8 protein-coding genes are annotated in these 6,659 nt (G+C 63.7%); 2 read left to right on the top strand and 6 right to left on the bottom strand.

The window, feature by feature from the left end; all coding sequences use genetic code 11:
* The 6 genes from flgG to flgB all read right to left on the bottom strand — a co-directional run.
* Window positions 1-578, bottom strand: a 578-nt coding sequence (gene flgG, locus JWR14_RS27645) for a flagellar basal-body rod protein FlgG (RefSeq protein ID WP_299715126.1), incomplete at its 3' end; no start/stop codon positions are given.
* Window positions 579-601: 23 nt separating this feature from the next.
* Window positions 602-1,357 (bottom strand): flagellar basal-body rod protein FlgF, encoded by a 756-nt coding sequence (gene flgF, locus JWR14_RS27650; RefSeq protein WP_277046218.1) that lies wholly within the window; start codon window positions 1,355-1,357, stop codon window positions 602-604.
* 35 nt (window positions 1,358-1,392) lie between these two features.
* Window positions 1,393-2,652, bottom strand: a complete 1,260-nt coding sequence (gene flgE, locus JWR14_RS27655) for a flagellar hook protein FlgE (protein ID WP_299715137.1) — start codon at window positions 2,650-2,652, stop codon at window positions 1,393-1,395.
* A 42-nt stretch (window positions 2,653-2,694) separates the two neighbouring features.
* Complete coding sequence (locus JWR14_RS27660) at window positions 2,695-3,417, bottom strand: flagellar hook assembly protein FlgD (RefSeq protein ID WP_299715140.1); 723 nt, start codon at window positions 3,415-3,417, stop codon at window positions 2,695-2,697.
* Between the two features lie 10 nt (window positions 3,418-3,427).
* Window positions 3,428-3,853: a flagellar basal body rod protein FlgC gene (gene flgC, locus JWR14_RS27665; protein ID WP_299715143.1), complete on the bottom strand. Its 426-nt coding sequence runs from the start codon at window positions 3,851-3,853 to the stop codon at window positions 3,428-3,430.
* Between the two features lie 16 nt (window positions 3,854-3,869).
* Complete coding sequence (gene flgB, locus JWR14_RS27670; protein WP_299715146.1) at window positions 3,870-4,361, bottom strand: flagellar basal body rod protein FlgB; 492 nt, start codon at window positions 4,359-4,361, stop codon at window positions 3,870-3,872.
* A 318-nt stretch (window positions 4,362-4,679) separates the two neighbouring features.
* Between flgB and flgA the strand changes: the two genes are divergently transcribed.
* The gene (gene flgA / locus JWR14_RS27675) at window positions 4,680-6,176 is read left to right on the top strand and encodes a flagellar basal body P-ring formation chaperone FlgA (protein ID WP_299715149.1); all 1,497 of its coding nucleotides are present in this window, start codon (window positions 4,680-4,682) and stop codon (window positions 6,174-6,176) included.
* Between the two features lie 190 nt (window positions 6,177-6,366).
* A partial coding sequence (gene flgM / locus JWR14_RS27680; RefSeq protein WP_299715152.1) for a flagellar biosynthesis anti-sigma factor FlgM occupies window positions 6,367-6,659 on the top strand: 293 nt, incomplete at its 3' end.

The raw sequence follows: 6,659 nt of genomic DNA on the forward strand, positions 1-6,659 counted from the left end.
GCGAACAGGTTTTCGCCGCGCGCGTCGAGGCCGGCCGGATTGACGAAGGTCGCGAGCTGCAACTGGCCGACTGTCGTGTTGGCCGCATTGCCCTGCTGCGTCACCGTGACCGTGCCGTCCGAGCCAATGGTGATGCCGGTCGCGGTCGTGGGAATCGTGATTGCCGGCGTGACCTGATAACCGCTCGACGTGACGAGCTGGCCTTGCGCGTTGGTCTGGAACGAACCGTCGCGGGTGTAGGCGGTCGTGCCGTCGGGCATCGTCACCTGGAAAAAGCCGTTGCCGTTAATGGCGACGTCCTTCGAGTTGCCGGTCTGCGACAGGTTGCCCTGCGTGTAGAGGCGTTCGGTCGCGACCTGTTGCACGCCGGTGCCGATCTGGCTGCCCGACGCCAGTTCGGTCTGTTGCGTGGAATTCGCGCCCGGCTGGCGGACGGTCTGATACAGCAAGTCCTCGAACACCGCGCGCGAGCCCTTGAAGCCATTCGTGCTGACGTTGGCGAGATTGTTCGAAATCACGTCCATCTGCGACTGCTGCGCGTTCATGCCGGTTGCGGCGATGTAGAGAGAGCGGTTCATGTTTTTTATCCTGGTACTGCGGATTAACTGAAGTCGAGCAGTTTGTTAGCCGACTGATCGTTCGAGTTGGCCGAATCGAGCAACTTGGTCTGCATCTGGAACTGGCGGGCGTTGGTGATCATGTCGACCATCGCGGACACCGCATTCACGTTGCTGCCTTCCAGCGACGCGGGCGCCACCGTCACCGTCGGATCGGCGTCGGCGGGCTGGTTGTCGGCGGTGCGAAACAGACCGTCGTCACCGCGTGTCAAGGCCCCTGCTTCGGGATTGACCAGCTTCAACTGGTCGACTATCGCAATCGACGTCGGCGGGTCGCCCGGCATCAGCGCGGTGACTGTCCCGTCCTTGCCGATGGTGACTTCCGCGCCCGGCGGAATTGCCATCGGACCGGCATTGCCGAGCACCGGCAGGTTGTTTGCCGTGACCAGTTGGCCGTTGGCGTCAACGTGAAGATTGCCGGCGCGCGTGTACGCTTCCCCGCCGTCGTCCGTCTGCACGGAAAGCCAGCCCGGACCCTGGACGGCGACATCGAGAGGATTGCCGGTCTGCTGGATGGGACCCGGCGTGTAATCGGCGGTCGGCGTGGACGACAGCACGAAGGTGCGCGTGGTCGCGTCACCGGGCGCGCCGTTCTCGAAGTTCATCGGCACCTGACGAAACGCGGAAAGCTGCGCACGAAAGCCCGTCGTCGACGCATTGGCGAGGTTGTTCGCCGTGACGCTCTGCTGCTCGAGCGCCTGCGCGGCGCCGCTCATCGCGGTATAGATCAGACGGTCCATTTATGACTCTCTCGTGCGCGGCTTGGTTGTGGCTCTTACAGGTTGATGAGCGTCTGGTCGACGGTTTGCTGCGTCTTGATCGTCTGCGCGTTCGCCTGGTAATTGCGCTGCGCCGTGATCAGGTCCACCAGCGAACTGGTCAGGTCGACGTTCGAGTTTTCCACCGCGCCGCCTTGCAGCGAACCGTGGTTGGTCGAACCCGGCACCGATACTTGCGCCAGACCCGATGCCGCGGTCTGCTGATAGTTGTTGCCGCCAAGGTCTTGCAAGCCGTTCTGGTTGGCGAACGTTGCGAGCGCAATCTGACCGAGCGCTTGCGTCTTGCCGTTGGTGTACGTGCCGGTCAGCGTGCCGTCCGGGCCAACCGAAAAGCCCGCCAGTTCGCTCGATGTATAGCCGTCCTGGTTGCTGCTCACGAGGCCGGTCGTCGCGCCATACTGGGTCGTGCCGGCGAACGACATCGACATGGTCTGCACGGCGCCGGCGGTATTGGACGCAGCATCCGGAATCGAAAAGGAGAACGGCGTGATGGCGGTCGCGGGCGGAGTCGGGATCAGGTTGCCCGACTGGTCGAAAGAAACCTTGCCCAGGTCGCCGGCCACGCCCGTCGACGTTCCCGTGACGGGGGTGTTGCCGGTGCCGGTGGTCGCATACGCTTCCCACGAACCCGTCGATTGCTTGACGAAGAACACGTTCACCGCGTGCGTGCCGCCGAGCGAGTCGTTGACATTGATCTGGCTGGTTGCGCTATAGGTGTTCGCGTTGGTCGGATCGAATGGCGTCTGAGTCGGGACGGCAGTTTGCGAATTCAGGTTGAACGCGAAACTCACGTTCTTGGTCGCCGCCGGCGGCAGGTTCGAGTTCGGCACGACCAGCGGCACGGTCGACGAACTGTTGATCACACCCTGCGCATTGGCTGCATAGCCCATCAGCGTCTGGCCGGCAGCGTTGACGATCGTGCCGTTGGCCGCAAGGTTGAACACGCCGTTGCGCGAGTACACGTTCGCGCCATTGCTCGACATCTGGAAGAAGCCATTGCCGTTGATCGCGACGTCCAGCGCCTGGCTCGTCGTGGTGATCGTGCCCTGGCCGAACTGCTGCTGCACTTCCGACATCTGCGAGCCAATACCGATCTGGTTGTTCACGGCGGTGGCCACCGAATTCGCGTACATATCGGCGAATTGCGCCTGGCCTCCCTTGAAGCCGACGGTGTTCGCGTTGGCAATGTTGTTGCCGATCACATCGAGGTCGTTCGACGCGCCGGACAAACCAGATAAACCTTGTTGGTAACCCATGACGGTCTCCGCTTCTAGAAGATTGAGCTAATGAATAAGGGCTTAGAGAATCGACGCAATGCTGGTCAGCGGAATCGTCTTGCCGGTCGACAACATCACGCCTGCCGTGCCGTCGGGCTGCTGCACCACGCTTTCCACAAGCGATGCGGACAACGCGGTCGCCGTTGCAGCCGTACCGTTGACCGTGCCTCCCGCCGTGATCGTGTACGTGCCGTCGGGCAGCGTCGCGCCGGTCGTGTCGGTCGGCGTCCAGCCCGCGATCGGCACCACGCCTGCGGGCTGCGCGCCGAGGTCGATCGTCTGCACAACCTGGCCGGCGCTGTTCGTGATGCTTACCGTCATGTCGCTGAGCGCGTTGGCTGATTGCACACCGAAGGTGCTGGCCTTGCCGCCGCTCACGGTCATGGTGTTGCCAGGGGCGAGCACGGTTCCGCCGATCAGCGACGCGGCCTGCGCGCCCTGTCCCGCCGACAATTGCGTGGCGAGAGAGCTGAGCGACGTGTTCAACTGGCCGATACCCGACACCGTGCTGATCTGCGCGAGTTGCGAGGTCATCTGCGAGCTGTCGGTCGGGTTGGTCGGGTCCTGGTTCTGGAGCTGCGTGACGAGCAGCGTCAGAAAGGTGTTCTGCAAGTCCGCCGGCGACTGCGTGCCAGTGCTGGAACTCGAACTGGCGGCCGAACCGCTCGACGTGCCGTTCATGGTGTTCAGCAGCGTCTGCGACATCGTCGCGCCGTTGCTGCCGATCGAAGTATTGGTTGTCACGGGGTTGTCCTCAGGTTCCGATCGTCAGGGTCTTAAGCATCAGCTGCTTGGCGGTATTGAGCGTTTCCACATTCGCCTGATACGAACGGGACGCCGAAATCATGTTGACCATTTCCTGCACGGGATCGACGTTCGGCAAGGTCACGTAGCCGTCCGGATTTGCTGCGGGATTGGTCGGGTCGTAGGTGGTTTTCATCGGCGTCGGGTCGTCGATCACGCCCGTCACCTGCACGCCGCCAACCTGCTGGCCGGACGCCGTGCGTGCGCCGCCGAGCGGATCGACGGCGAATACCACCTGCTTCGCCTTGTACGGCTGGCCGTCCGGGCCCGTCGTGCTGTCCGCGTTCGCCAGGTTCGAGGCGGTCACGTTCAGGCGCTGCGCCTGCGCGGACATCGCCGAACCGGCAACGTTGAAGATGTTCATCAGAGAGGGCATTGCTTCTCCTCGTTATTTAGTTCGACGTGATCGCCGAGAGCATCGTCTTGATCTGCGACGACACCACGGTCATGCCGGCTTCAAAATGCAGCGCGTTGTCCGCGAACTGGACCCGCTCCGAGTCCATGTCGACGGTATTGCCGTCAAGCGCCGGCTGGCTCGGAATCCGGTACGCAAGACGGCCGTAGTCGTCGGTGCTGCCGCCGCTGGCGGTGAGTGTCGTGGTGCCGGACATATGTCCCGCCGATGTCGTCGCGAGTGCCGCGCCGGTCGACACGCTCACCGGTTGCGCCATCTGCAGCGGCGCGGTGGCCGACGCCGTGGTGTTCGCCGCCGCGCCGGTCTGTTTCAGTGCGCCTGCGAGGGCGCTTGCGAAATCGACGTCACGCGCCTTGTAGCCCGGGGTATCCGCGTTCGCAATATTCGACGACAACAGTTCCTGCCGGTAGGCGCGCACATCCAGCGCTTCACGGCCAAACGCAAATTCCTGGTCGAGCTTGTCCAGCATGGCGGTCCTCCTTCAGCTTCGGATCTGGTCTGCGGTGTTTCGCGTGTCTTGGCGGTCAGTGGCGCTGGGCGATCAAGCAAGTGCCGGGTTGCCATTGGCTATCGAAGACTTTTGCATGAGACGAATCTTAGGAGCGAGACGCAAGATGCAATCAGACGAATAACAGGGAAAGGCGGCCTCTATTCGACGCTTGCCTTTAGCCGGCGAAATCTAGAATTCGTCTCGTGGGTCGATCTTTGAGGGAATTCACCGACTTTGGATGAGGGATTTCTCGTTGTTGGTTTGCCGGATTCGCTGGATTTGTTTAGGAGAAACACAATGCACAGCTTCACTGCGCCTGCTCGCAAGCCGGCGGTTCATCGCCTGGCCGCGACCGGCCTGGTGAAAGCCCGCGCGCACCTGGCTCGCCGTGTTGCGCCGGGCGGTCCGGTTGCGCTTTGCGTGCTCGCATTGGCTCTCATGACGGCCGGTGTGACGACGGCGCGCGCGCAGAGTGCAGACGGGAGCGGCGGCACGATCATGATTGCCGGTCCCGGCGAAACCAATCCGGCGGCTGTTGTGACGATGGCGAAAGACGCCGGCATGTCGGTGGACGGCAGCGCGAACGCGGCTCAACCCGCACGCACGTCACGTCCCGCGGGTTTCGCCGCGGCGGCCCATGCAGCCGATGCCGCCATGCGTGCGGCCGCGCTGGCCCTCGATGTTCACGCCGATGCCGCGGACGCGTCCTCGTCTTCCGCCGATACCAGCGGTCTGATCGTGATTCCGGGGCCGGGCGAAGCGAAGGCGGCGAAGCCTGCGGCTGCGGCGCCCAGGCTGGCGATGACGCCAAGCCGGACGGCGGCTGCATCGAACAATGCCCCCGACGCCGGCGGGATGATCGAGATCGCCGGTAACGGCGAGCCGAAAGCGCCTGCTTCTTCTATTAGTAACGTCGGAAAGACCGCCGTCGATGCCCTTCCCCGCGTCACCACATCGTCACGCGACGTGATGCCCGTGGTCGTCGCGACGGACGGCAGCGCATCGGCCCAGGGCATTTCGCGCGTTGCCTCGCGAGGCTTCCAGGCGAGGCCGATCGCGGCTGCGCCCGCCACGCCGGTCGCCGGCATGATGACCGTTTCGATGCGCGCCCCGGCGCCCATCCGCGCCCCGCTCCAATCTGCGCCCGCCATGGCCGGTGCGCCCAGTCAGGCCACGCAGGACGGCGACTCGGTGCGCGCCGCCGCGCTTGTCTTCCTGACGCAGCAGGCCGCGGGTTTGCCGGGTAAGGCCGATATCACCGTTACACCCGTTTTCCCCCGCGGCCTCGCGGCCTGCTCGACGCTTGAGCCGTTCCTGCCGGCGGGTTCACGTCTCTGGGGCCGCACCACCGTGGGCGTGCGTTGCTCCGGCGACCGGCCCTGGACGCTCTATCTGCAAGCACGGGTTTCGGTGATGGCCACGTATTACCTCGCCGCCCGCGCGGTTGCGCCCGGCGAAGTGCTCACCGCCGCCGACCTGATTCCCCGCGACGGCGATCTCACCTCCATGCCGCAGGCCATTGTCACGGACCCGTCACAAGCCGTTGGAGCGGTGACGTTGTCGCGGCTCGCGGCCGGGCTGCCGCTGCGCACGGACATGCTGCGTGGCGCCGGCGCCGTCGTGATCGGACAGAGCGTGCACGTGGTGACAAACGGCGCTGGTTTTTCGATATCGGCGGAAGGCAGCGCCATGAATAATGCTGCGCCCGGTCAGCAAGTCCGCGTCAAGACGGCCGGGGGACAGATCATTTCCGGCGTCGTCAAGGACGGCTCGACCGTGGAGATCCAGCTTTGAGAAAGAGGCCGGAAACCCCTTATGTGGGTTATCCCGCACTTGTTTCAAATTGTTGCAATTCCTTATCGGGCTTATCCGACAAGGCTGAGCGAGAGATAGGACTGACTGGCACGTGGTCCGGGCGGCGGGAAGGTTAAAGTTTTTGCATCGGTCCGCCGATAAAAGGATCACATCGTCAGGGAAGACCATCGTGAAAATCGATTCCAGCAACACCAGCCAGATCGCAGCTTTGCAAGAAGCTGCACAACAACGTGCGGCGCAAGCCGACGCGCAACCGACCAGCACAACGGGCGGCACGACCAGCAGCACCGGCGGTTCGAATTCGACGGTGAGCTTGTCGGCGTTGTCGACGGATTTGCGCACGACGGGCAGCTCGGACATTGACACGGCGAAAGTCGCGTCGATCAAGGCCGCGCTGAACGACGGCAGCTACAAGGTCGATTCGGGCAAGATCGCCGACGGCATGCTGAGCAGCGCACGTGA

Origin of the sequence: Caballeronia sp., from assembly GCF_028292365.1 — a bacterium.
Classification (GTDB): Bacteria; Pseudomonadota; Gammaproteobacteria; order Burkholderiales; family Burkholderiaceae; genus Caballeronia.

What these genes read in the sequence shown, in the direction of transcription:
- flgF (WP_277046218.1), bottom strand. Translation starts at nt 1,357, where the DNA reads ATGGACCGTCTGATCTATACCGCGATGAGCGGCGCCGCGCAGGCGCTC.
- flgE (WP_299715137.1), bottom strand. Translation starts at nt 2,652, where the DNA reads ATGGGTTACCAACAAGGTTTATCTGGTTTGTCCGGCGCGTCGAACGAC.
- flgC (WP_299715143.1), bottom strand. Translation starts at nt 3,853, where the DNA reads ATGCCCTCTCTGATGAACATCTTCAACGTTGCCGGTTCGGCGATGTCC.
- flgB (WP_299715146.1), bottom strand. Translation starts at nt 4,361, where the DNA reads ATGCTGGACAAGCTCGACCAGGAATTTGCGTTTGGCCGTGAAGCGCTG.
- flgA (WP_299715149.1), top strand. Translation starts at nt 4,680, where the DNA reads ATGCACAGCTTCACTGCGCCTGCTCGCAAGCCGGCGGTTCATCGCCTG.